The 21,809-nt window shown below is 56.2% G+C and carries 20 protein-coding genes; 18 read left to right on the top strand and 2 right to left on the bottom strand.

The window, feature by feature from the left end; translation table 11 throughout:
• Positions 1–24: 24 nt before the first annotated feature.
• The 13 genes from GP473_RS06075 to nucS all read left to right on the top strand — a co-directional run bounded on the left by GP473_RS06075 (position 25) and on the right by nucS (position 11,652).
• Entirely contained in the window at positions 25–684 is a 660-nt protein-coding gene (locus tag GP473_RS06075; RefSeq protein ID WP_186276713.1) for an L-threonylcarbamoyladenylate synthase, read from the top strand.
• Between the two features lie 3 nt (positions 685–687).
• Positions 688–1,890: an MraY family glycosyltransferase gene (locus GP473_RS06070; protein ID WP_186276712.1), complete on the top strand. Its 1,203-nt coding sequence runs from the start codon at positions 688–690 to the stop codon at positions 1,888–1,890.
• An 11-nt stretch (positions 1,891–1,901) separates the two neighbouring features.
• A complete protein-coding gene (locus GP473_RS06065; RefSeq protein ID WP_246394711.1) occupies positions 1,902–2,369 on the top strand; it encodes a Cg1360 family ATP-synthase-associated protein in 468 nt (155 codons plus the stop codon).
• Between the two features lie 617 nt (positions 2,370–2,986).
• The gene (gene atpB / locus GP473_RS06060) at positions 2,987–3,787 is read left to right on the top strand and encodes a F0F1 ATP synthase subunit A (protein ID WP_186276711.1); all 801 of its coding nucleotides are present in this window, start codon (positions 2,987–2,989) and stop codon (positions 3,785–3,787) included.
• Between the two features lie 95 nt (positions 3,788–3,882).
• Positions 3,883–4,128, top strand: a complete 246-nt coding sequence (locus GP473_RS06055; protein WP_151903038.1) for an ATP synthase F0 subunit C — start codon at positions 3,883–3,885, stop codon at positions 4,126–4,128.
• Positions 4,129–4,233: 105 nt separating this feature from the next.
• A complete protein-coding gene (locus GP473_RS06050; protein WP_186276710.1) occupies positions 4,234–4,797 on the top strand; it encodes a F0F1 ATP synthase subunit B in 564 nt (187 codons plus the stop codon).
• Between the two features lie 5 nt (positions 4,798–4,802).
• The gene (locus GP473_RS06045) at positions 4,803–5,621 is read left to right on the top strand and encodes a F0F1 ATP synthase subunit delta (RefSeq protein ID WP_186276709.1); all 819 of its coding nucleotides are present in this window, start codon (positions 4,803–4,805) and stop codon (positions 5,619–5,621) included.
• A gap of 57 nt (positions 5,622–5,678) precedes the next feature.
• Positions 5,679–7,316: a F0F1 ATP synthase subunit alpha gene (gene atpA / locus GP473_RS06040; protein ID WP_185770032.1), complete on the top strand. Its 1,638-nt coding sequence runs from the start codon at positions 5,679–5,681 to the stop codon at positions 7,314–7,316.
• A gap of 59 nt (positions 7,317–7,375) precedes the next feature.
• The gene (locus tag GP473_RS06035; RefSeq protein WP_186276708.1) at positions 7,376–8,356 is read left to right on the top strand and encodes a F0F1 ATP synthase subunit gamma; all 981 of its coding nucleotides are present in this window, start codon (positions 7,376–7,378) and stop codon (positions 8,354–8,356) included.
• A 2-nt stretch (positions 8,357–8,358) separates the two neighbouring features.
• Positions 8,359–9,804: a F0F1 ATP synthase subunit beta gene (gene atpD / locus GP473_RS06030; RefSeq protein WP_185770029.1), complete on the top strand. Its 1,446-nt coding sequence runs from the start codon at positions 8,359–8,361 to the stop codon at positions 9,802–9,804.
• A 12-nt stretch (positions 9,805–9,816) separates the two neighbouring features.
• Positions 9,817–10,191, top strand: a complete 375-nt coding sequence (locus GP473_RS06025) for a F0F1 ATP synthase subunit epsilon (RefSeq protein ID WP_186276707.1) — start codon at positions 9,817–9,819, stop codon at positions 10,189–10,191.
• Positions 10,192–10,402: 211 nt separating this feature from the next.
• Positions 10,403–10,846, top strand: coding sequence for a DUF2550 domain-containing protein (locus tag GP473_RS06020; RefSeq protein WP_186276706.1), 444 nt, complete (start codon positions 10,403–10,405; stop codon positions 10,844–10,846).
• A 68-nt stretch (positions 10,847–10,914) separates the two neighbouring features.
• On the top strand, positions 10,915–11,652 hold the full coding sequence (gene nucS, locus GP473_RS06015; RefSeq protein ID WP_186276705.1) for an endonuclease NucS: 738 nt from the start codon (positions 10,915–10,917) through the stop codon (positions 11,650–11,652).
• 127 nt (positions 11,653–11,779) lie between these two features.
• Here the strand turns inward: nucS and glgB are convergent, their stop codons facing one another.
• Both glgB and GP473_RS06005 read right to left on the bottom strand, forming a co-directional pair.
• Positions 11,780–13,981: a 1,4-alpha-glucan branching protein GlgB gene (glgB, locus tag GP473_RS06010; protein WP_186276704.1), complete on the bottom strand. Its 2,202-nt coding sequence runs from the start codon at positions 13,979–13,981 to the stop codon at positions 11,780–11,782.
• Positions 13,982–14,005: 24 nt separating this feature from the next.
• Entirely contained in the window at positions 14,006–16,084 is a 2,079-nt protein-coding gene (locus GP473_RS06005) for an alpha-1,4-glucan--maltose-1-phosphate maltosyltransferase (RefSeq protein WP_186276703.1), read from the bottom strand.
• Between the two features lie 196 nt (positions 16,085–16,280).
• Here GP473_RS06005 and GP473_RS06000 point away from each other — a divergent pair, with 196 nt between their 5' ends.
• The 5 genes from GP473_RS06000 (at position 16,281) to GP473_RS05980 (ending at position 21,501) form a co-directional block, all read left to right on the top strand.
• The gene (locus GP473_RS06000) at positions 16,281–17,075 is read left to right on the top strand and encodes an ABC transporter ATP-binding protein (RefSeq protein ID WP_425488600.1); all 795 of its coding nucleotides are present in this window, start codon (positions 16,281–16,283) and stop codon (positions 17,073–17,075) included.
• A gap of 180 nt (positions 17,076–17,255) precedes the next feature.
• On the top strand, positions 17,256–18,179 hold the full coding sequence (locus GP473_RS05995) for an NUDIX hydrolase (protein WP_246394710.1): 924 nt from the start codon (positions 17,256–17,258) through the stop codon (positions 18,177–18,179).
• A gap of 208 nt (positions 18,180–18,387) precedes the next feature.
• Positions 18,388–19,605: a THUMP-like domain-containing protein gene (locus tag GP473_RS05990; RefSeq protein ID WP_186276701.1), complete on the top strand. Its 1,218-nt coding sequence runs from the start codon at positions 18,388–18,390 to the stop codon at positions 19,603–19,605.
• A 100-nt stretch (positions 19,606–19,705) separates the two neighbouring features.
• A complete protein-coding gene (locus GP473_RS05985) occupies positions 19,706–20,494 on the top strand; it encodes an electron transfer flavoprotein subunit beta/FixA family protein (RefSeq protein ID WP_185770022.1) in 789 nt (262 codons plus the stop codon).
• A 53-nt stretch (positions 20,495–20,547) separates the two neighbouring features.
• Positions 20,548–21,501 (top strand): electron transfer flavoprotein subunit alpha/FixB family protein, encoded by a 954-nt coding sequence (locus tag GP473_RS05980; RefSeq protein ID WP_186276700.1) that lies wholly within the window; start codon positions 20,548–20,550, stop codon positions 21,499–21,501.
• Positions 21,502–21,809: the final 308 nt, after the last annotated feature.

Genomic DNA, 21,809 nt, shown 5'->3' with positions numbered 1-21,809 from the left:
AGAGAACAAAGGCGAGTTTGAGTGATGTCACAGCGCGTCGATGCGACGGATCCTTATGATCGAGAGGATGCAATCACGACGGCGGCCTCTGCCGTGAAAGGGGGGCGCTTGGTGGTCTTGCCAACGGATACTGTGTACGGCATCGGTTGCGATGCATTCGACAATGAGGCTGTCAATGCGTTGTTGCGCGCCAAGCACCGTGGCCCGGATATGCCTGTCCCCGTTTTGGTGGGTAGTTGGAATACGGTTCAAGGATTGGTTCGCGACTACAGCTTCACTATGCGTCGTCTCGTCGAGGCTTTTTGGCCTGGTGGGTTGTCGGTCGTTGTGCACCAAGCTCCGAGTTTGGCGTGGAATCTCGGTGATACGCGCGGGACCGTCATGTTACGTATGCCGATGCATCCGGTTGCTATCGATCTGCTGAACCAGACCGGACCGATGGCTGTCAGCTCGGCGAATATTTCTGGTCAACCTCCCGCTACCACTGTTGACATGGCGGAAAATCAGTTAGGCAACGATGTCGCCGTTTATCTAGATGGGGGAGAGGCAACTATTGGCGAGGCGTCTACCATCGTCGACTTGTCGTCCGGAAAACCCCGAATTCTTCGTGAAGGAGCTCTGAGTGCGGAGAAGATTGGCAAGGTGCTGGGCATGTCCGCAGCCGAATTGCGAGGACAAGTGTAAACAGTGACTACGGCACAGGAGACGTTTCATCTCACCCATCTGGCGCAACCCAGCGTCGGGGCTGGTGTTCCTTTGCGCGAACTTGCTCTGGTTCTTTTAGTAGGCTGTGCTGTCACCTACCTCGTCACTGGTATCATTCGCAGCATCATGATGCGCTATGGGCAAGTGAATGCTCCTCGTGAGCGTGATGTCCACAAGATCCCCACTCCTCGTTTAGGTGGGGTGGCGATGTTCACAGGTGGGATTATCGCCATCGTGTTGGCTTCCCAGCTTCCAGCTTTGAATCGCGGTTTTCCTCCGGTGACTCCCGATATGGCGGCCGTCGTGATGGCTGCCTTTGTCATTGTGGTTGTCGGTGTAATCGATGATCTCTACGATATTTCGTGGATGTTGAAGCTTGGTGGACAGCTGGGCGGGGCTGTGGTGATGAGCATTATGGGATTATCGTGGTATCTCATCTATGTTCCCATAGGGGACGGCACCACGCTGATTCTAGACCAGATCCAGTCCACAGTCTTGACTGCTTTGCTTACTGTGACGATTATTAACGCGATGAATTTCGTCGACGGTCTCGACGGTCTCGCGGCAGGGCTGGGAGCGATCGCGGCCGGGACAATTCTCATTTACTCCTTGACGATCCTGCATGATCAGGGCGGGACGGTGTCGGCTTACCCTCCGGCAATTATTTCTACTGTGCTGCTCGGTGTATGCGTTGGGTTTCTACCGCATAATTTCTCCCCCGCCCGTATTTTCATGGGTGACTCAGGTTCGATGCTCATTGGCTTGATGCTCTCAGCTGCGTGTGTATCTGCTTCCGGACGCATCAATATGTCCTTGTATGGCACAGCGGATATGTTCGCGTTACTCTCTCCGGTGATCGTGGTTGTGGCGGCCTTGTCCATCCCGCTGTTGGACTTGCTTATGGCAGTGGTTCGCCGGGTAGGGGCGGGGAAGTCACCGTTTGCGCCCGATAAGATGCACCTTCACCACCGTTTGTTGCGTCTGGGGCACAGTCAGAAGCACGTGGTATTGGTACTGTATAGCTGGGTTGCTGTGGTCGCCTTCGGCGCGGTGGGAGCCTCGGTTCTTCCGACAACGTTGACTCTTGTGTTGTTTGTCGGGGCGCTCGCTTTGGTCGGTGTGGTGACGATCGTTCCTTTTCGACGTCACAACGGTGAATTATCCAAGCCTGACAGTGCCGTATAGACTCGATCTCTGTGACTAGTAGCGACGTGAATGATAAATCGATGGCTAACAAGCCGCTGCCAGAGCTCAACGATACGACGCATGCAGATGACCATAATTGGCCTTTGAGGCGCGCGTTGAAAGTCAGCGGGATTGCACTAGCTATCATTGGCATCGTTTCGCTGGCAATCTGGGGAGCCCTGCGCGATATGCCTGGTATCTGGGGCGTGTTGATTGGTGTCGCAATTGCAGGTGGATTCATGTTGATGACTGTTGTGGTGACGCTGATGACCTCTCGTTCCACCCCGGCAACCACGATGGCCGCAGTTTTGGGAAGTTGGCTCGCCAAGATCGCTGTGGTTCTCGTAGTGATGTTGCTTATCAAAGACATGACGTTTTACGACCGCGCTGCGCTGGCTACCACCATGATCGTCAGTCTCGTTGTATTGCTCGCTACCGAAACGTGGTCCGTGACCAAAGCGCAGCAGGTTTACATCTAAGCGCTGGCAGTTGAGATTCTTACTCCCTAAGCCAACCTGTTCCTTTAAACCAACATGTTTAAGCCAACAGGTCTAGATGTAGATACGTTTTCACTGGGATGAGGTGGCTTTTGCTGAGGTAGTGCTAGATGTGAGGCAGATCCTTGACACAAAAGGGGGTAAAAATGGGCAAGCGTGATCTAAAGCACACCAGATTTTCTCGCTGGGTGAGAAAGGGAGTCATGGTGTCATAAAAAGAAGAAAGTGCATGTCAAAGGTTTATTTATAGGAGAAGACGGGGATTTGTACGGGTGAAAAGGTGGGGTGACGGCGTAGCCTGTGAGAATGCTGAAAATCCAGTGAGGAGCATACAAGAAAACAGGGGGGACATGCTGAAAGTCACTTAGCGGTATGGGCAACGAAACTGATAAGGTTTCAATGGGCCATAAAGGTGGAATAGCAAGCATGGTGCTTGCGTACATGCCACTAGGCACCGCCGACTTGATTGGGGACGTGCGACGGAGTCCCTACACAGTCGGTAAGCATCTCAACAGAGACCTCCATCGCACCGCTTGACATTAATAGAATGTCCCGCGGCCCTATCACGGGAGAGAACGCTGAGCGTAACAACCTTGGCCATGAAGGGTGAGTTCCACAGCCCTTCATTGGAACACGAATTCTTCCCGGGGCAATTGGATCCAAACCGGCTATGGTTTGACGGATTCCTCAACGGCGCCTTTGCACTGGATCGCTTGATGATCATTCGCATCCTGATGATCCTGCTTATCACCGCTTTCTTCTTCTTTGCTATGCGCAAGCCGAAGTTGATTCCGCGCGGTGTGCAGAATTTCGCAGAGCTCGCACTGGATTTCGTCCGCATCCATATTGCGGAGGACATTTTGGGGAAGAAGGAGGGACGTCGTTTCCTTCCTGTCATCGCAGCGATTTTCTTCACCGTTCTTGCAGTGAACCTGCCGACGATCATCCCATTCTTGAACATCTCGCCTAGCGCGCGTATCGGCCTACCCCTGGTATTGGCTCTCGTGGCTTACGTGGTGTTCATTTACGCGGGTGTAAAGCGCTACGGTTTCGGCAAGTTTGTGAAGTCTTCGCTGGTTATACCAGGTCTGCCACCATTCCTTCACGTAATCGTGGTGCCGATTGAATTCTTCTCCACCTTCGTCCTACGTCCAATGACGTTGACCATTCGTCTTATGGCCAACATGTTGGCCGGACACCTCATTCTCGTCATGCTGTTTAGCGCCACGAACTTCTTCTTCTGGCAGCTCAACGGCTGGACCTTGCTGGCTGGCGGTACCATCCTCTTCGCCATTGCATTCTCCTTCTTCGAGCTCATGGTCATCTTCCTGCAGGCATACATTTTTGCCCTGTTGACGGCCGTGTACATCGAGTTGTCTTTGCACGCCGACGAGCACTAAGCCACCGGGTAACTATCAACCAAATAACGTCTCGACCAGGCACTAAGAACACGGAAAACCTCGTCTGGTCGGTCACCAGAAAGGCTATGTAAATCATGAACGACCTCATTCTTCTGGCTCAGGATTCCACCACCGCTCTGACCGGTCTGGGCTCCATTGGCTACGGCCTGGCAGCTATCGGCCCTGGCATCGGTGTGGGTCTGGTTGCAGGTAAGACTGCTGAGGCTATGGCTCGCCAGCCAGAGATGGCAGGCCAGCTGCGTACCACCATGTTCCTGGGTATCGCTTTCACTGAGGCACTGGCACTGATCGGTCTGGTTGCCGGCTTCCTGTTCGCCTAATTGCGGATTGACGGTTGTGGCGGAGCTTCCGCGAAACCGTGAGAAGCAATACGACAACAACCGAGTCCTATTTATTAACCCGCAAGAGAGCGAAAGCTGGACATTATGACTAACTACATTATGTTGCTGGCTGACGGCGACATTCCAATGGAAAATGCGCCTAGCCCGCTGATTCCACCGCTGTACGATGTCGTCTGGTCTCTCATTCCTTTTGTAGTCATCCTGGTGGTCTTCTGGAAGTTCATCCTTCCTAAGTTCCAGGAAGTGCTACAACAACGCGAAGATCAGATTGAGGGTGGCATCCAGCGTGCCGAGGCAGCGCAGGCTGAAGCCAAGGCTGCACTCGAGAAGTACAACGCTCAGCTCGCAGAGGCTCGTACCGAGGCCGCCCAGATTCGCGATGACGCCCGTTCCCAGGGTCAGAAGATCATCGCTGATATGAAGGCTCAGGCTACCGATGAGTCCAATCGCATCGTCGAATCTGGACATAAACAGCTTGAGGCTCAGCGTGCCGCCGTCGTGTCCGACCTGCGCAAGGAGATGGGCGAGAACTCTATTTCCCTCGCCGAGCGGCTCCTGGGCGAGCAGCTATCTGATGACGTGAAGCGTTCGGGCACTATCGACAACTTCCTTGCCGATCTCGATCGAGTCGGCACCGCTGGGAAGTGATCGGTATGCACGCAGCGAGCCGAGAGGCATTGGAGCGACTCAAAACTTCCCTGGATCAGGGACTGAATGAGTCCGCCAACACGGTTGAAATTGGAGCTACGACTGGTTCTGAGCTGTTTGAGGTCGTCGAGTTGCTCGACTCCGAACGCAGCCTGCGCGTCGCACTCGTAGACAGTGCCGCCGCTCCGGAACAGCGCGTATCTCTAATTAAGGGCCTGCTGGCTGGCAAAGTATCTGCCTCCACTGAGGAGATCGTGTCCGCTGCTGTGTCCCAAAACTGGTCTGACACGCGCGACTTCCGCAATGGTTTGGTAGCGCTAGGGCGTCGCGCCCTGCTCCGTTCCGCGGAAGCGCAAGGTCAGCTAGAGCGCGTTGAGGAGGAACTTTTCCAACTCGCACGCATCGTTGAGCGCGAGCCACAACTTGAGATGCTGTTGGCAGACAAGTCTGCGTCCGAGGACGCACGTCGCGATCTGCTGGCAAAGGTGCTGTATGGCAAAGTCACCTCTGTTACTGAAGCCTTAGCACTGCAGGCGGTTGGCCGCGTACAGAAGCGTCCGGTCGAAGATCTGGATGCACTGTGTGACGAGGTAGCAGCACTGGACGGCCGCGAGGTTGCTCGCGTTCGCAGCGCAGCGCCACTGGGTGAACAGCAGCAGTCCCTTCTGGCGGACAAGCTGGAAAAGATTTACGGTCGCAAAATTGCGGTTCATTCCGAGGTTGACTCCAGCCTCCTCGGTGGTGCCGTAATTCGCGTCGGCGATGAAGTGATCGACGGAAGCACTGCAGGCAAGCTGCAGCGGCTGCGTCGTTCCCTCGCCTAAGACGGACCAAAGCAAAACGAAGTAAAGCTGGAAGACGAAACCGAGAGCAGGAAGAACATGGCGGAGCTGACGATCTCCTCCGACGAGATCCGTAGCGCGATTGCGAACTACACCTCGAGCTACTCCCCGGAGGCCTCCCGTGAGGAGGTCGGCGTGGTTACGACGGCAGCTGACGGCATCGCTCAGGTGAGCGGTATGCCATCTGTGATGGCCAACGAGCTGCTCGAGTTCCCAGGTGGCGTGATCGGCGTCGCACAGAACCTCGACACCGACAAGGTCGGCGTCGTGGTACTGGGTAACTACGAGACCCTCAAGGAGGGCGACGAGGTTAAGAGGACCGGAGAGGTCCTGTCCATCCCGGTCGGGGATAATTTCCTTGGCCGCGTTATTAACCCACTGGGTCAGGCCATCGACGGCCTTGGCAACATTGAGGCTGAAGAAGATCGCGTGTTGGAGCTGCAGGCTCCATCCGTGCTGATGCGTCAGCCGGTGGAAGAGCCGATGCAGACTGGCATCAAGGCTATCGATGCCATGACCCCAATTGGCCGTGGTCAGCGCCAGCTGATCATTGGTGACCGCAAGACCGGTAAGACCTCGGTCTGTATCGACACCATTCTTAACCAGCGTGCCAACTGGGAATCTGGTGACCCTAAGAAGCAGGTACGCTGCATTTACGTTGCGATTGGTCAGAAGGGTTCGACCATCGCATCCATCCGTAAGACCCTGGAAGAAAACGGCGCTCTGGAGTACACCACCATCGTGGCTGCCCCAGCGTCCGATTCCGCAGGCTTTAAGTGGCTGGCTCCATTTGCCGGCGCTGCCTTGGGTCAGCACTGGATGTACCAGGGCAAGCACGTTCTGGTTATTTACGATGATCTGACCAAGCAGGCTGAAGCTTATCGTGCAATTTCCCTGCTGCTGCGCCGTCCACCAGGACGTGAAGCGTACCCAGGTGACGTCTTCTACCTGCACTCCCGTTTGCTGGAGCGTGCTGCAAAGCTGTCTGATGATTTGGGCGGCGGTTCCCTCACCGCGCTTCCTATCATCGAAACCAAGGCGAACGACGTCTCCGCCTTCATTCCAACCAACGTTATTTCTATTACTGACGGCCAGGTCTTCCTGGAGTCCGACCTGTTCAACCAGGGCGTTCGTCCGGCAATTAACGTCGGTGTGTCCGTATCCCGCGTCGGTGGTGCCGCACAGACTAAGGGTATGAAGAAGGTTTCCGGTTCCCTGCGTCTGGATCTTGCCGCTTACCGTGATCTGGAGGCCTTCGCAGCCTTCGCATCCGACCTAGATCCAGCCTCTAAGGCGCAGCTTGAGCGCGGTAAGCGCCTGGTTGAGCTGCTGAAGCAGACAGAGACCAAGCCACAGTCCGTTGAAGACCAGATGGTCTCCATCTACCTCGCCGGCGAAGGCGAGTTTGACGACGTTCCAGTTGAGGACGTACGTCGCTTCGAAGAAGAGCTGCTCGAGCACCTGCACTCCAACCATGCCGGAGTTTATGAACAGATCGAGGGCGGGCAGGCGATGTCCGGCGAGACTCAGTCCGAGCTGAAGAGCGCAATCGCTGACTTCAAGCGTTCTTTCCAAACCACCGAAGGTGAAACCATCATCAATGAGGTCGAGCCACGTGCTTTGGAAGATCACGAGGTCAAGAAGTCCCAGATCACTGTTTCCCGCAAGACCAAGTAAGGGTTAGACAGGATCGTGACCACTATGACCATTAACGGACAAGAAGGGAGGCGATAGCGATGGCTAGTCTTCGCGAACTGAGGACACGCATTAAATCCGTGAACTCAACGAAGAAGATCACCAAAGCTCAGGAGCTGATCGCCACCTCGAGGATCACGAAGGCGCAAGCTCGCGTGGCAGCTTCTCAGCCATACGCTGATGAAATCACTCACGTGATTCAGCGTCTGGCCTCAGCATCAAGTCTGCAGAACAAGATGCTGCAGGAGCCTGAGAATGCCCAGCGTGCCGCAATCCTCGTGGTCTCGAGTGACCGTGGTATGTGCGGTGGCTACAACAACAACGTGTTCAAGACGACTGCGGAACTGCGGAAGAAACTGCAGAACGAAGGCAAGGAAGTTGTCTTGTACGTCGCAGGCAGCAAGGGCGTTGGTTACTACAACTTCCGTAACCAGAGCCTCGGCGGCTCGTGGACTGGTTTCTCCCAGGATCCAGATTTTGACGCGACCCACAACCTGCGTCATCACCTGATCGACGGCTTTGTCGCCGGCTCCGAGGGCACTGCAAAATGGCGCGACGGCGTCAATGCTCCAGAGGGCGAAGGTGTCAAGGGCTTCGACGAAGTGCACATTGTTTACACCGAGTTTGAATCCATGCTGACCCAGAAGGCGCGTGCGCACCGTATGTTGCCTATTGAGATGCGCGTGGAGGAAGAGAAGTTCGAACTGGGCGATGACTTGGTCTCCGATAAGGCCGAGCATGTCGGCGCTGAATATGAGTTCGAGCCGGACCCGGACACACTGCTTGACGCACTGCTGCCGCAGTATGTCTCCCGTGGCATCTTTGCCGCGATGCTCGAGGCTGCTGCGTCTGAGTCTGCTGCACGTCGTACCGCTATGAGTGCGGCAACGGACAACGCAACGGATCTGGTAAAGCAGCTTTCACGCGTTGCTAACCAGGCTCGTCAGGCCCAGATTACCCAGGAAATCACAGAGATCGTCGGTGGCGCATCCGCACTCGGCGATAGCGGAGAAAGTGACTAAATATGACTACAGCAATTCAGGAGCAGCAAAACGCTGCGCCGACTGCTGCGGGCCGCGTCGTGCGAGTCATCGGCCCGGTTGTCGACGTGGAATTCCCACGCGGCCAGCAGCCGGCTCTGTTTAACGCCCTGACTGTCGAGGTAACCCTCGAAGCAGTGGCTAAGACCATCACCCTTGAGGTAGCGCAGCACCTCGGTGACAACCTCGTTCGTGCCGTGTCCATGGCACCGACCGACGGCCTCGTCCGCGGCGCGGAGGTGAAGGATTCCGGCAAGCCAATTTCCGTCCCAGTGGGCGACGTTGTGAAGGGCCACGTGTTCAACGCACTGGGTGACTGCATCGACGAGCCAGGTTTGGGCCGTGATGGCGAGCAGTGGGGTATCCACCGCGAACCACCAGCATTCGATCAGCTGGAGGGTAAGACCGAGATCCTCGAAACCGGCATTAAGGTTATCGACCTGCTGACCCCTTACGTGAAGGGCGGCAAGATCGGCCTGTTCGGTGGTGCCGGCGTGGGTAAGACCGTGCTTATCCAGGAAATGATCACCCGTATTGCTCGCGAGTTCTCCGGTACCTCCGTGTTCGCCGGTGTGGGCGAGCGTACCCGTGAGGGCACCGACCTGTTCCTCGAAATGGAGGAAATGGGCGTGCTTCAGGACACCGCATTGGTGTTCGGACAGATGGATGAGCCACCAGGAGTTCGTATGCGTGTGGCTCTGTCCGGCCTGACTATGGCGGAGTATTTCCGCGATGTTCAGGGTCAGGACGTGCTTCTGTTCATCGACAACATCTTCCGCTTCACCCAGGCTGGTTCTGAGGTATCCACTCTGCTGGGTCGTATGCCGTCCGCAGTGGGTTACCAGCCAACCCTGGCTGATGAGATGGGTGTTCTGCAGGAGCGCATTACCTCTACCAAGGGCAAGTCAATCACCTCCTTGCAGGCTGTTTACGTGCCGGCCGATGACTACACCGACCCGGCACCGGCAACCACATTCGCTCACTTGGACGCAACCACCGAGCTTGACCGTGGTATCGCCTCGAAGGGTATTTACCCAGCAGTTAACCCGCTGACCTCCACCTCTCGTATCCTCGAGCCAGGCATCGTGGGTGAGCGTCACTACGAGGTTGCTCAGCGCGTGATCCACATCCTGCAGAAGAACAAGGAACTCCAGGACATCATCGCCATCCTCGGTATGGACGAATTGTCCGAAGAGGACAAGGTGACCGTGCAGCGTGCACGTCGCTTGGAGCGCTTCCTGGGACAGAACTTCTTCGTCGCGGAGAAGTTCACCGGTATCCCAGGCTCCTACGTTCCTCTGAAGGACACCATCGATGCTTTCGAGCGCATCTGCAACGGTGAGTTCGACCACTACCCAGAGCAGGCTTTCAACGGCCTGGGTGGTCTGGACGACGTTGAGGCTGCGTACAAGAAGCTCAACGAGAAGTAAGGGGAGTCGCACATGGCTGAGATTGCCGCTCAATTGGTCGCTGTGGAACGCGCGCTGTGGTCTGGTACTGCAACGTCCGTGACTGCTCAGACGACTGAAGGCGAGATCGGCGTGCTCCCCGGTCACGAGCCTCTGCTCGGCCAACTGGTCGAGAACGGCGTTGTGGTCATTCGGACAAGCGACGGTGAAAAGAAGGTGGCGTCCGTGAAGGGCGGTTTCCTCTCCGTATCTTCTGAGAAGATCACCATCTTGGCTGACTCCGCTGTATGGGCCGATGAGGTCGATACAGCAGAGGCGGAAAAGCGCATGCAGAATGCTGATTCCGACGAGGAGAAGCAAGCTGCCGAGTCCGAGTTGCGCGCTGTGAAGCGACTTCAGGAGAAGTAGTTCCTGGCACCTGGGTCTCACCTGAGGCCTGGGTCAGGAGGTACATTCACACCTTGCAACCCCTGTATGGGAGAGCTGTCCGTGAAAGGCCGGCTACCTCCCTGCGGGGGTTTTGCCATGTTATTGTTTTGCCGCCAATTGGCTTATCTGTAGGGGCGGCGTATGTTGTTTTTATAGTGTTTCCACTTTGACGGTAGAGGCGTGGCACCTAATGAAGACGTTGATGTTCATTCTTGTCGCGATAGTACTCATCGCGTGTTGTGCTGCGCTGTGGCGCTTTTTGAATCTGCGTTCCCAGGGGTATCCCGTGGTCGTCCGAAGTCTTCCGAACCAGGATGGTAGGCATTGGCGTCACGGGGTTTTGTTGTATGCAGGCACTTCTGCACGGTTCTATCAACTCCGGAGTCTGCGTCCTCAGTGTGATTTAAGGTTCACCCGACTGGGCACCGAGATTATCGGTCGCCGGGAGATATCTCATTTTGAGCGCAAATTCTTGGAGGCTAACTTGCATGCGGTGGAGATTGCACACCGTGGTAAGCGTTATGAGATGGCTTTGGATGCTCAAGGGGATACAGCTCTCGTCGCATGGCTGGAATCTGGGCCGTCGGCCCGTCGTGACCGGAACTCTGCATATAACAATCCACGTCCTATCTAAATAGTTTGTTTCCTTATCTGCCCCACCTTGGTGAGGTGATATAGCTCTATCCGCGCTATTCTGTAGCAATGCGTCTTGTCATTGCTCGCTGTAGCGTCGATTATTTGGGTCGGTTGGAAGCTCATTTGCCGGAGGCTGATCGTCTCATCATGGTCAAGGCCGACGGCTCCGTATCGATTCACGCAGATGACCGTGCTTATAAGCCGCTGAATTGGATGACTTCCCCGTGTACTCTGACAGAGCTGTTGCCCTCCTCGACAGGCAACGCCGAGGATCCTTTACTCGACGCAACTACGCATCCCGAGTTCGACGATCCGAGGGTGAAACAGCTATGGATCGTGTCCAACAAGACTGCCGAACAGCTGCGCATCCGGATTTATGACATCCACTCCGATTCCTCCCATGACTTGGGAGAAGACCCTGGATTGCAAAAAGATGGTGTGGAAGCCCATTTACAGGAGCTTTTGGCGGAGCAGATCGAGCTTTTGGGGGAGGGATTTAGTTTGGTAAGCAGAGAATATCCAACGCCCATTGGTCCCGTGGATATTTTGTCCCGAGATGCTGATGGCGGCACCGTCGCAGTGGAAATCAAGCGCCGTGGTGGGATTGATGGCGTCGAACAGCTAACTCGCTATGTGGAACTGCTCAACCGCGATGAATTATTGGCTCCTGTCTCTGGTGTGTTTGCTGCACAGGAGATCAAGCCACAAGCTAGAACCCTCGCGGAGGATCGGGGTTTTCGCTGTGTCACGCTCGACTATGCGGCGATGCGCGGCACCGATGACAGTGAGTTCCGCCTTTTCTAATGCCGTGCAATATCTCGCCTTGTGCGCAAACAAGCAGAGCCCCGATTTTACGCGTGAGCACCTCTCATGGCTCGAGCGGGTGTCTTAGAGATTGAATGGGAGTCCCGAGTCCCCGAGCGAGAATCCCTCAGGGCTCGAGTAGGAAGAAGCGGGCAGAGTGCGCCGGTATCTCTAGCACAGCGCTTGTTGCAAAACCGTGCGCACCAGGGCCTGAAGCAAGAAGATCACCCGTTGCCCGATCCGCTCCTTCATACTGTCCGTCATCGGTGTTGAGCACTTCCCGCCATGTGCCTTCAAAAGGAAGCCCGATGCGATAGTTGCTGTGTGTGGAGCCTGAGAAATTCACCACGCATGCGACAAGCTGCGTTCCGTCTACACTGCGGCGTAGATAGGACAGAACATTGTTGTGCGAATCGTCGGCTGCAATCCAGCTGAAGCCGTCGGGATCATGGTCATTGTTCCCGAGAGCCGGCAGCGAAGTGTAGAGCTCATTGAGCGTGGTAGACAACGCTGAGATGCCCCGGTGGTATTCGCCTTCCCAACCGTCTTGATCCCCCCAGTCCACGCCTCGTCCCTCGTTCCACTCCTGAACTTGACCGAACTCCTGGCCTTGGAAAAGCAGTTTCTTACCGGGGTGAGACCACATGTAGGCCAAGAGTCCGCGTACCATGGCCGCCCTGTCCCACGAGGAACTAGCGGGCATACGAGACCATAGAGTGCCTTTGCCATGAACTACCTCGTCATGGCTAATCGGCAGCACATAGTTCTCAGAGTAGGCATACACCATAGAGAATGTAATTTCGCCATGATGGTGTGAGCGATGTATCGGGTCTCTCTGAATGTATTCGAGGGTGTCGTGCATCCAGCCCATGTTCCATTTGAGGCTGAAACCCAGACCGTTTTCATGAGTTGGTTTGGTAACACCCGGCCAGGAGGTGGATTCTTCGGCGATGGTAAGCACACCCGGAACATCGCGCTGTACCGTCGCGTTCATCTCCTGAAGGAAGCTCACGGCGTCAAGATTCTCGCGGCCACCATAGATGTTCGGCAGCCATTCACCCTCTTTGCGGGAATAATCCAGGTAGAGCATGGAGGCCACAGCGTCGACCCGCAGGCCGTCGATATGGAACTCACGGCACCAGTACAGGGCATTAGCGACAAGGAAATTTTTCACTTCATTGCGGCCAAAGTCGAAGACGTGAGTGCCCCAGTCAGGTTGATCACCCCGGCGCGGATCTGGGTGCTCGTAGCAGGCCTGGCCGTCAAAGCGGGCTAGAGCCCACTCATCGCGTGGAAAGTGGCCGGGAACCCAGTCCATGATTACGCCGATACTCTCTGCATGGAATGCATCGATGAGCGCGCGGAAATCATCCGGTGTGCCGAAGCGGTTATTGGGGGCATAGTAGCTGGTGACTTGGTAGCCCCATGACGGTTCGAAGGGATGCTCGGAGACTCCCATGAGTTCAACGTGCGTATATCCCTTGTCTTTGACGTAGCTGACGAGTTCTGTGGCCATGTCTTTATAGCTCAGCCCCTTACGCCAGCTGCCGAGGTGTACCTCGTAGATGCTCATCGGTTCATGGCGGAAGTCCTGTGATGCTCGATGCTCGATCCATTGCGCATCGTTCCACTGATATGTGTCGGCTCCCACAACGATGGAGGCTGTCGCCGGTGCTTGTTCGGCAAGGCGTGCCATGGGATCAGCTTTGTCTAAACGGTTGCCGTCGCCGGTCGTAATAGAGAACTTATAGTGGGAGCCAGCACCGACACCGGGGATATAGAGCTCCCAAATACCGGTCGAGCCGAGGCAACGCATAGGGTGCTGGCGCGGGTTCCATCCATTGAAGTCTGCTATGACAGCTACTCCAGCCGCGTGCGGAGCCCAGACGGAAAATGCCACCCCGGTGGGATTGCCTTCGTGATCGGTCAGTTCACGCGCCCCCAGGGCTTCCCAGAGGCGCTCGTGGCGACCTTCGCCGATGAGATGGAGATCCAATTCTCCCACTGTGGGCAGCGAAGCGTAGGGGTCGTCGATACGAGCGGTATGCTCTCCCCAGGTCACTTCATAAGAATAGGATTCGTAGCGCTCGGTCGAATCGGTGAGCAATTCGAAGATGTCGTCGCCGATGTTGTGCATGGGCAGCGTGTTATCGCCGACCACGACGGATACACCGCTAGCGCCACACTGTACAGTGCGAAATACTGCTCGCGGGCCGTTGGCTGTCTCAACAAGATGGTGACCGAGCACATCGTGCGGGGCGTAGTGCCTGCACTGCTGTAGACGAGCTCGGTCGAATGGGTCTAGCAATATGGCGTGTGAATCCGTCATAGTGTCCAGCCTAGACCCAAATTTCTAACCGCGTGGATCGTATTCTTCCGTCTTTCCACCCCTGAAGGACAGAGGAGCTCGGCGAGACTTCGGCACGTCCGGAAAACGCAGGATGTGCGCCACTTGGAAGTGTGGGTCGAGGCGGACGTAGTTTTCCTTAGACCAGGCGAAGATCTGGTTGGTAGGCAGATCCAGAACCTCATAGTGCTCGTTAACGCCCAACGTATCGTCAAACCCCGCGCGCGGTGCCAGACCGACAGCCTCGAAGTCGATGCTCACGGTGCCTTCTTGGACATGTGTGGAGTCCAGGTTTACCACGACAAAAATGACGTTACCCGTGATGGTGTCGACACGTGAGTAGGCAAGTAGTTTGTCGTTGCTGGTTTGATGGAAGTGGAGGTTGCGCTGTTGTTGGAGTGCGGGGTTGTCATTACGCCACTTATTCAAAGCGGTGATCCACGGCTCCAAAGAGTCGCCGTTCGCAGCGGCTCGGGCGTAGTCGCGCGGGCGTAGCTCGTATTTTTCAGAGTCTAGGTATTCTTCCGATCCCTCGTGAACCGGGAGGTGTTCGAAGAGTTCGAAGCCGGAGTACATGCCCCACAACGGGGACATAGTGGAGGCAAGGGCGGCGCGGATGGCGAACATTGCTCGGCCTCCGGTCTGCAGGGACTCATGCAGGATGTCTGGAGTGTTGACGAAAAGGTTGGGGCGGAAGACATCTGCTCCAGTGGCGATGTCTGAGCCGAATTCCTCCAGTTCTTCTTTGCTGGTTTTCCACGTGAAATAGCTATAGGACTGTGTGAAACCGGCTTTAGCAAGCCCGTAGAGGCGAGGCGGGCGAGTAAAGGCCTCGGCGAGGAAGATGACGTCCGGGTCGGTGCGGTGGATTTCGTGGATAAGCCAGTGCCAGAAGTTGGTGGGTTTGGTGTGGGGATTATCTACTCGGAATACCCTCACTCCGCGGCTGATCCATAGACGAACGATATCGAGGACTTCTTGGTAGAGCCCCTCTGGGTCGTTGTCGAAATTGAGGGGGTAGATGTCTTGATATTTCTTCGGTGGGTTTTCTGCGTAGGCGATAGTTCCATCGGGGAGTACGGTGAACCATTCCGGATGGGCTGAGGCCCAGGGGTGGTCTGGTGCGCATTGGAGAGCGAGGTCGAGCGCTACGCGCAGACCGTTGTTTTTGGCCGTTGTGACAAAGTGAGCAAAGTCTTTGACGGTTCCGAGTTCAGGGTGTATTGCTTCGTGGCCGCCGTCGACGGAACCGATCGCCCATGGAGAGCCGACATCGTCTTTGGTAGGGGTCAGTGTGTTGTTGCGCCCCTTGCGGTTGATTTTTCCGATGGGGTGGATGGGTGGAAGGTAGATGGTATCGAATCCCATCGCCGCGATGCGGGGGAGGTCTTTTTCAGCCGACGCAAACGTGCCGTGAACCGGCCGCCCCTCGTCGTCCCAGCCTCCTGTGGAACGCGGGAAGAATTCATACCACGAGCCGAACCCCGATTCGAGTGGCTCTACGAGTACCTGGTGTTCCACGCCACGGGTCAGCAGGTCTCTGATGGGGCGATGGTTGAGGGCTTCCTCAACCTCAGGACGATGAGCCGGTGCGATGCGTTCCGCAAGCGGAAGAGATTCATCGCGCAGGACTGCAATCACTTCTTTCATGAGGGGCTTGTGGCGTCGGGAAACCTTATCTGCGGCTCGTTCAAACAGCCGTGCCCCCACCTCGAGGTCGTTGGCCATCATTTCGGCGTCTTGCCCGGCGTCGAATTTTTTGGTGATGGCGTTAAACCATGTGGCGGCGGGGTCGCTCCACGCATCCACCCGGAAGGTCCACAGTCCCGGCACGTCGGGGACGAAAAAGGCGTGACGGATATCGGGATTTCCGCGTTCACCGGCCTCGGGGGTCATTGTGATCTTTGCGCGACCGCCTTCGGCTCCGGCAGGACGGCGGACTACAAGGGTGGCAGATATGGCGTCGTGACCCTCTCTCCAGACAGTGGCAGAGACGGGGAATACTTGGCCTACAACGGCCTTTGCCGGGACTGTGCCTTCAGCGATAGATGGAGAGACGTTATCGATACCGAGACGGCCGATCATGGGTATAGCTCCTCGTGGTTGGTGCGCAATGCTACTACAAGACTAAATGTGCCTGTAGGTTTATGCAGTCAACGGAGCAGCCTCCCCCCATGACGGAGCAATCTGGGGCACGATGGAAGGCGTGACACATTCCACTAGCCCCATAATTTCTGCTCCCGCCACCGCTCCCGCCGTGGCGGAGGATCTCATTATTGATATGCAGGGTGTTTCCGTTGTACGCGGAGGTCGGGAGATCTTAGCACCCATGGATTGGCAGGTAGAGCTTGATGAGCGTTGGATCATCATAGGTCCAAATGGCGCGGGCAAAACCACGCTGATGCGCCTGGCCGCAGCCCAGATGTTCCCCACTACAGGAACGGTGACATTGGTAGGGGAGACCATGGGCACAGTGGATTTACGCGAAATCCGCACGGCTATAGGTATGTCCTCGTCCGCTATGGCTCAGCGCATCCCCAACGATGAAAAAGTCTCCGACATCGTCATCTCTGCAGGCTACGACGTGATGGGGCGTTGGCGTGAAGAGTACGACGAGATGGACTACGAGCGAGCCGTTGAGATCCTAGAACGGGTAGGTGCCTACCATTTGGCCGACCAGGAGTGGGGCACGCTCAGTGAAGGTGAGCGTAAGCGAACTCTCATTGCTCGGGCGATGATGACCGACCCGGAACTTTTGCTTCTCGATGAGCCAGGCGCAGGGTTGGATCTGGGGGGCCGGGAAGACCTCATCGAATTGTTGAGTGAGCTGGCCGATGATCCTGATTCCCCAGCTATCGTGATGATTACCCACCATGTGGAAGAGATCCCGCCCGGTTTTACCCACGGCATGCTGCTTGACGAAGGGGTAGTGGTAGCACAGGGAGTACTGGAGGATGTAATGACCTCAGGGAATCTTACGAAGGCTTTCCATCAGCCCATCGACGTGACATATAACGACGGTCGGTGGTTTGCGCGTCGCTCCCGCAGAGGCGGGGCACATCGTAGCCGTTCCTAGAGCCACTCTTCCCAGAGCTATTCCTCGGCTGGCAGTACGGCAGCCGTTGCTCGGTAGATATTTCTAGGTGGGGTACATGACAGCCGTTGCTCGGTAGTCGCGGATACTTCATGTCCGTGATAGAACAACCAAGAGAGAATTAGTGAGAACTGCGCACGTGAATGAAAAGGGAGAACGCCAGTGACTGCACAGCAGGACAGCGATCGCTTGGGGCCTACCAAGCCACGGCATGCATCTACCGTGATCCTGTTGCGTGATACGCTCTCCGGTCCCGAAGTCTATGTTCAGGAACGTGCCTCCACCATGGCTTTTTGTGCTGAGATGACTGTCTTCCCCGGGGGTGGGGTGGACTCGCGCGATATGCCTGGAGATGTAGACCAAGACGGACATGAATCGCCGGATCTGCAATGGCAGGGTCCAAGTGTTGCTTGGTGGTCTGAACGGCTGGCAAAGGATGAATCTATGGCGCGGGCGCTGGTATGTGCTGCCGTGCGTGAGACTTTTGAAGAGTCCGGAACCCTCTTGGCCGGAACCGTTGATGGCACCGTCGTGGCAGATACCGCCCCCTACCAGGAACAGCGCAAACAGCTGGAGAACCATCAGCTGGCTTTTTCAGACTTCATGAATAACAACGGTCTTGTTTTACGTGCTGATCTTCTGCGCCCGTGGGCCAATTGGGTGACGCCGAAGGAACAACCTATCCGTTATGACACGGCCTTCTTTGTTGCCGCACTACCGGAGGGGCAGCTGACGCGTGGCGACACACGTGAAGCCACCTCTACTGGCTGGTTCCGTCCCAACACGCTGCTGGATGGGTGGCGTAGCCGCAAGATTAACCTCATGCCACCCACCTGGGCTCAACTCAAGCTTTTAGACACGTTCCGAGACGTCCAGGAGGTCATGGATTTTTCCTCCAATCTCTCCGTGGATCCTGTCTTAGAAGAGCCGGTGGATGCGCCGTACATGGCTGAGTATTACCTGATGGAAACCAAGATGTTCGGCGCGCCGCGTCGGCATTTCGCGCCGGGGATGAAGTTTGCTGTGCCGCCTGAAAAATTGCCGGAGCATCCTTTCGAGAACCGGCCCGGGTCTTATTTGCAGTAGTAAGACCCCATCCGAAGTAGTAACCCTCCATCGCCATAGCCCCCTCGCAGTACTGAGCCCCGCTTCTGATGCGGTGAGCCTACCTTGAAGTGATGAGACTCAGTAAGAGCACGCGCGAACACATATCGACCCACGTACATTTGACGGTGTGAGAAGCTCAAACGGCTTCTCGCACCGTCTCCCCAGAAAAATGCCATGAAGGATCGCCATGCCCTATTCCCGTGAGGAATTGGACTTTCTGCTGTCCAATGATCAGGCCGTGACATATGCGGCCGATTTGGAGCTTAGCGCAGCGTCCGAGTTGAAAGATCTCACCGCCCTGCAGAAACTTTTTGGACAACATGCACGGAGTTTGGTGGAACTGACGCGGTCGAGACGGGTGGCGTCGAGAAAAATTGACAGCGCTGCACAGTGGTTGGTCGATAGCCCGAGTGCACAGCAAGCTACCCCGAGCCCAGTAGCACGGTTTCGGTCAAAGAATCTGGAAGATCTTGGGGTGGAGTGGGTGGCGGATGTGACATGCAGTATTGGAACGGAGCTGGCGCACCTTCATCAGGCCGGTATTCACGCTGTTGGCGCGGATTTAGATGAATCTCGCGTGCGGATGGCTTCTCACAACGTGCCTGAGTGCGCCGTAGTGCGTGCTGATGCGCTGCGTCCGGTCGTTGATGCTCCCGTGGTCATAGCCGATCCGGCTCGACGTGGTAGCTCCGGGCGGATTCATAGAATTACGGACCTCATGCCGCCACTGCCGGAATTGATTGCCGCACATAAAGGACGAGAATTGGCAGTCAAATGCGCACCGGGTATCGATTTTACGGTCTTGAGCCAGTGGGCGGGGCAGGTGGACGTGGTGAGTGTAGACGGAGAGGTAAAGGAGGCCTGTGTATACACTCCAGGGCTCCAAGCCGAGCCCAGCGGGCAGCTGGTGCGGCGTGCGGTGGTACTGCGTGGAAAAACATGCCTCGTTTTGTCTTCCACCCTTCCTTATGAATCTGATGACGCCGCCGCTGCCGGACCTGCTGGTCGCTATATCTTCGATCCAGATGGCGCCATAGTACGCGCGGGGCTGGTGCGTCACTTGGCGCATCGACACGGCTGGTGGCAATTGGATCCGCGTATTGCTTATTTGACGGGGGAATCACTGCCGGGCGACGGGCACAGCGAGGACATCAGAGCTGCAGGAGTGCGTGCTTTTCGCGTTGAGGAAGCGGTGCCATTGAAGAAGTTGAAAGCTGCACTGACCGCGCGCAAGGCTGTTCGGTTGGAGATCCTAGTCAGGGGAGTGGATGTAGATCCAGATCAGCTCCGCAAGAAACTCAAGCTCAAGGGGGATAAAGGCGGGAAGAAGGAAGGGACCGGCTGGTCTGTAGTCATTACGCGAATCGAAGACTCTGCTATGGCGTTCATCTGCACTGCTCTGTAGAAAAAGTTCTATAAAAATACGGGCTAGTTGTGGCAGTGGTCACCTCAACACCTGTAAAGTGGTCGAGGAATCACTTAACCCAAGCAGGAAAGGCCAACGAATGTCGAACATCGTTGTTCTGGTCAAGCAGGTGCCGGACACCTACTCCGAGCGCAAGCTTAAGGACGATGACTTCACCCTGGATCGCGAGAGTGCAGATGCGGTTCTGGATGAAATTAACGAAAACGCAGTGGAAGCTGCGCTGCAGCTGAAGGAAGCAGACGGTTCTCGTAATGTGATCGTGCTGTCCGTCGGTCCAGAGCGTGCAACCGAGGCGCTGCGTAAGGCTCTGTCCCTGGGCTGCGATGAGGCGATCCTCGTCACCGATGACGCTCTAGCTGGTTCCGACGCGCTGGGTACCGCATGGACCCTCTCCAATGCTCTGAACCAGATCGAGGACATCGAACTGATTATCGCCGGTAACGCTTCCACTGATGGTGGCGCTGGCTCCATCCCTGGATTGCTTTCTGAATACCGTCAGATCCCAGCACTGACTCACATGGAGTCCCTGTCTGTTGAGGGCGGCAAAGTCACGGGCGAGCGTGTGACCGACGAAGGCAAGTTCGGTCTGGAGGCTCCGACCCCAGCTATCGTCTCTGTGACTGAGAAGGCCAATACCCCACGCTTTGCGGCGTTCAAGGGCATCATGGCTGCAAAGAAGAAGACCATTAAGGAACTGTCCCTCTCCGATATCGGTGTGGATCCCGCGAACGTCGGGCTGGCTAACGCCACTACCTCCGTGTCTGCATCCACCCCGAAGCCACCTAAGTCTGCCGGTGAGATCATCACTGACGAAGGCGATGGTGGCAAGAAGCTGGTGGAGTTCCTGGTTAAGGAAAAGCTGGTCTAAACCAGTTCACCCCTGAATAACAACAACTCACACAATCTAGAGAGGTAAACCTCATGACCAACGTTTTGGTTCTGGTCGACCATGTTGAGGGTGAACTGAAGAACACCACCCTCGAACTGATCACTGCTGCTCGCGTATTCGGCACCGTAGGCGCTGTTGTCGTCGGTGCCCCTGGCACCGCTGAGAAGCTTCAGAGCGACTTGGCTGCGGCTGGTGCTGAGACCATTTACGCTGCAGAGGCTGACCACACAGATAACCTGCTGGTCACCCCATCCGTGGATGCTCTGTCCGGGCTTGCTGCCCATCTGCAGGTTCCAGTGCTGGTTTCCGCCACCGCTACCGGTAACGAGATTGCTGGCCGCACCGGTGCTCGCGTGGCCTCCGGTGTCATCTACGATGCATCCTCCATCGATGCGGACCGCAACGCTCAGATCGGCATCTTCGGTGGCGAGTACACCGTAACTGCCACCGCTGCTGGCGCATCCCCTGTATTCTCTCTGCGTCCGGGCTCCGTTGACCCGGCTCCTGAGGCCGCTGCAGGTAACGTCCAAGCAGTGGAGCTGCCAGCACCTGGTCCAACCTCTGTCACCATCACCTCTTTCGCTCCTGCAGAGCAGGGTGACCGTCCTGAGCTGACCGAGGCAAAGATCGTCGTTTCTGGTGGCCGCGGCGTGGGAGGTGCCGAAGGCTTCTCCACCACTGTTGAGCCATTGGCTGACGTATTGGGAGCTGCTGTTGGTGCCTCCCGTGCCGCAGTTGATGCCGATTACTACCCAGGTAAGTTCCAGGTCGGTCAGACTGGTGTCACCGTTTCTCCAAACCTGTACATTGCACTGGGCATTTCTGGCGCTATCCAGCACAAGGCTGGTATGCAGACTTCCAAGACCATCGTTGCTGTAAACAAGGATGAAGAGGCTTCCATTTTCGAGATCGCTGATTTCGGTGTGGTGGGTGACCTGTTCAATGTTGCACCGCAGGCAACCGAGGAACTAAAGAACCGCAAGTAAGAGGCGGCGGTGTGGTTAGGCCTGCCTTTCTCAATTGGGCAGGCCGACCCGTAGCCCTCGCTAGGGTTGGCTAGCATTCAGACTGGTTGTAGGCTTTTCGAAGCCAGCGAGGGCGCCGTCACTCCGAGCACATGCCGGTGCTGACCTCCCGTTTCGATGGGGGTGGCACCGGCTTTCGCGTGTTTGATACCTACACGGCGAAAGATGGATGTGGTCTTGTTCAGGAGCGCTTCAGAAGGGGAATGACGACCCACTTATATGCTCCCTATTTTCTAAAAGAGGAAGATGTGCCACATAGGTACCGAGCT

The sequence above is a fragment of the Corynebacterium anserum genome, from assembly GCF_014262665.1.
Taxonomy (GTDB): domain Bacteria; phylum Actinomycetota; class Actinomycetes; order Mycobacteriales; family Mycobacteriaceae; genus Corynebacterium; species Corynebacterium anserum.
Note: the sequence above shows the minus strand (reverse complement) of the source record. Positions and strands in the feature narration are given on the sequence as shown.

What these genes read in the sequence shown, in the direction of transcription:
- GP473_RS06075 (WP_186276713.1), top strand. Translation starts at nt 25, where the DNA reads ATGTCACAGCGCGTCGATGCGACGGATCCTTATGATCGAGAGGATGCA.
- atpB (WP_186276711.1), top strand. Translation starts at nt 2,987, where the DNA reads ATGAAGGGTGAGTTCCACAGCCCTTCATTGGAACACGAATTCTTCCCG.
- GP473_RS06055 (WP_151903038.1), top strand. Translation starts at nt 3,883, where the DNA reads ATGAACGACCTCATTCTTCTGGCTCAGGATTCCACCACCGCTCTGACC.
- GP473_RS06050 (WP_186276710.1), top strand. Translation starts at nt 4,234, where the DNA reads ATGACTAACTACATTATGTTGCTGGCTGACGGCGACATTCCAATGGAA.
- GP473_RS06045 (WP_186276709.1), top strand. Translation starts at nt 4,803, where the DNA reads ATGCACGCAGCGAGCCGAGAGGCATTGGAGCGACTCAAAACTTCCCTG.
- atpA (WP_185770032.1), top strand. Translation starts at nt 5,679, where the DNA reads ATGGCGGAGCTGACGATCTCCTCCGACGAGATCCGTAGCGCGATTGCG.
- GP473_RS06035 (WP_186276708.1), top strand. Translation starts at nt 7,376, where the DNA reads ATGGCTAGTCTTCGCGAACTGAGGACACGCATTAAATCCGTGAACTCA.
- atpD (WP_185770029.1), top strand. Translation starts at nt 8,359, where the DNA reads ATGACTACAGCAATTCAGGAGCAGCAAAACGCTGCGCCGACTGCTGCG.
- GP473_RS06025 (WP_186276707.1), top strand. Translation starts at nt 9,817, where the DNA reads ATGGCTGAGATTGCCGCTCAATTGGTCGCTGTGGAACGCGCGCTGTGG.
- GP473_RS06020 (WP_186276706.1), top strand. Translation starts at nt 10,403, where the DNA reads ATGAAGACGTTGATGTTCATTCTTGTCGCGATAGTACTCATCGCGTGT.
- nucS (WP_186276705.1), top strand. Translation starts at nt 10,915, where the DNA reads ATGCGTCTTGTCATTGCTCGCTGTAGCGTCGATTATTTGGGTCGGTTG.
- glgB (WP_186276704.1), bottom strand. Translation starts at nt 13,981, where the DNA reads ATGACGGATTCACACGCCATATTGCTAGACCCATTCGACCGAGCTCGT.
- GP473_RS06005 (WP_186276703.1), bottom strand. Translation starts at nt 16,084, where the DNA reads ATGATCGGCCGTCTCGGTATCGATAACGTCTCTCCATCTATCGCTGAA.
- GP473_RS06000 (WP_425488600.1), top strand. Translation starts at nt 16,281, where the DNA reads ATGCAGGGTGTTTCCGTTGTACGCGGAGGTCGGGAGATCTTAGCACCC.
- GP473_RS05990 (WP_186276701.1), top strand. Translation starts at nt 18,388, where the DNA reads ATGCCCTATTCCCGTGAGGAATTGGACTTTCTGCTGTCCAATGATCAG.
- GP473_RS05985 (WP_185770022.1), top strand. Translation starts at nt 19,706, where the DNA reads ATGTCGAACATCGTTGTTCTGGTCAAGCAGGTGCCGGACACCTACTCC.
- GP473_RS05980 (WP_186276700.1), top strand. Translation starts at nt 20,548, where the DNA reads ATGACCAACGTTTTGGTTCTGGTCGACCATGTTGAGGGTGAACTGAAG.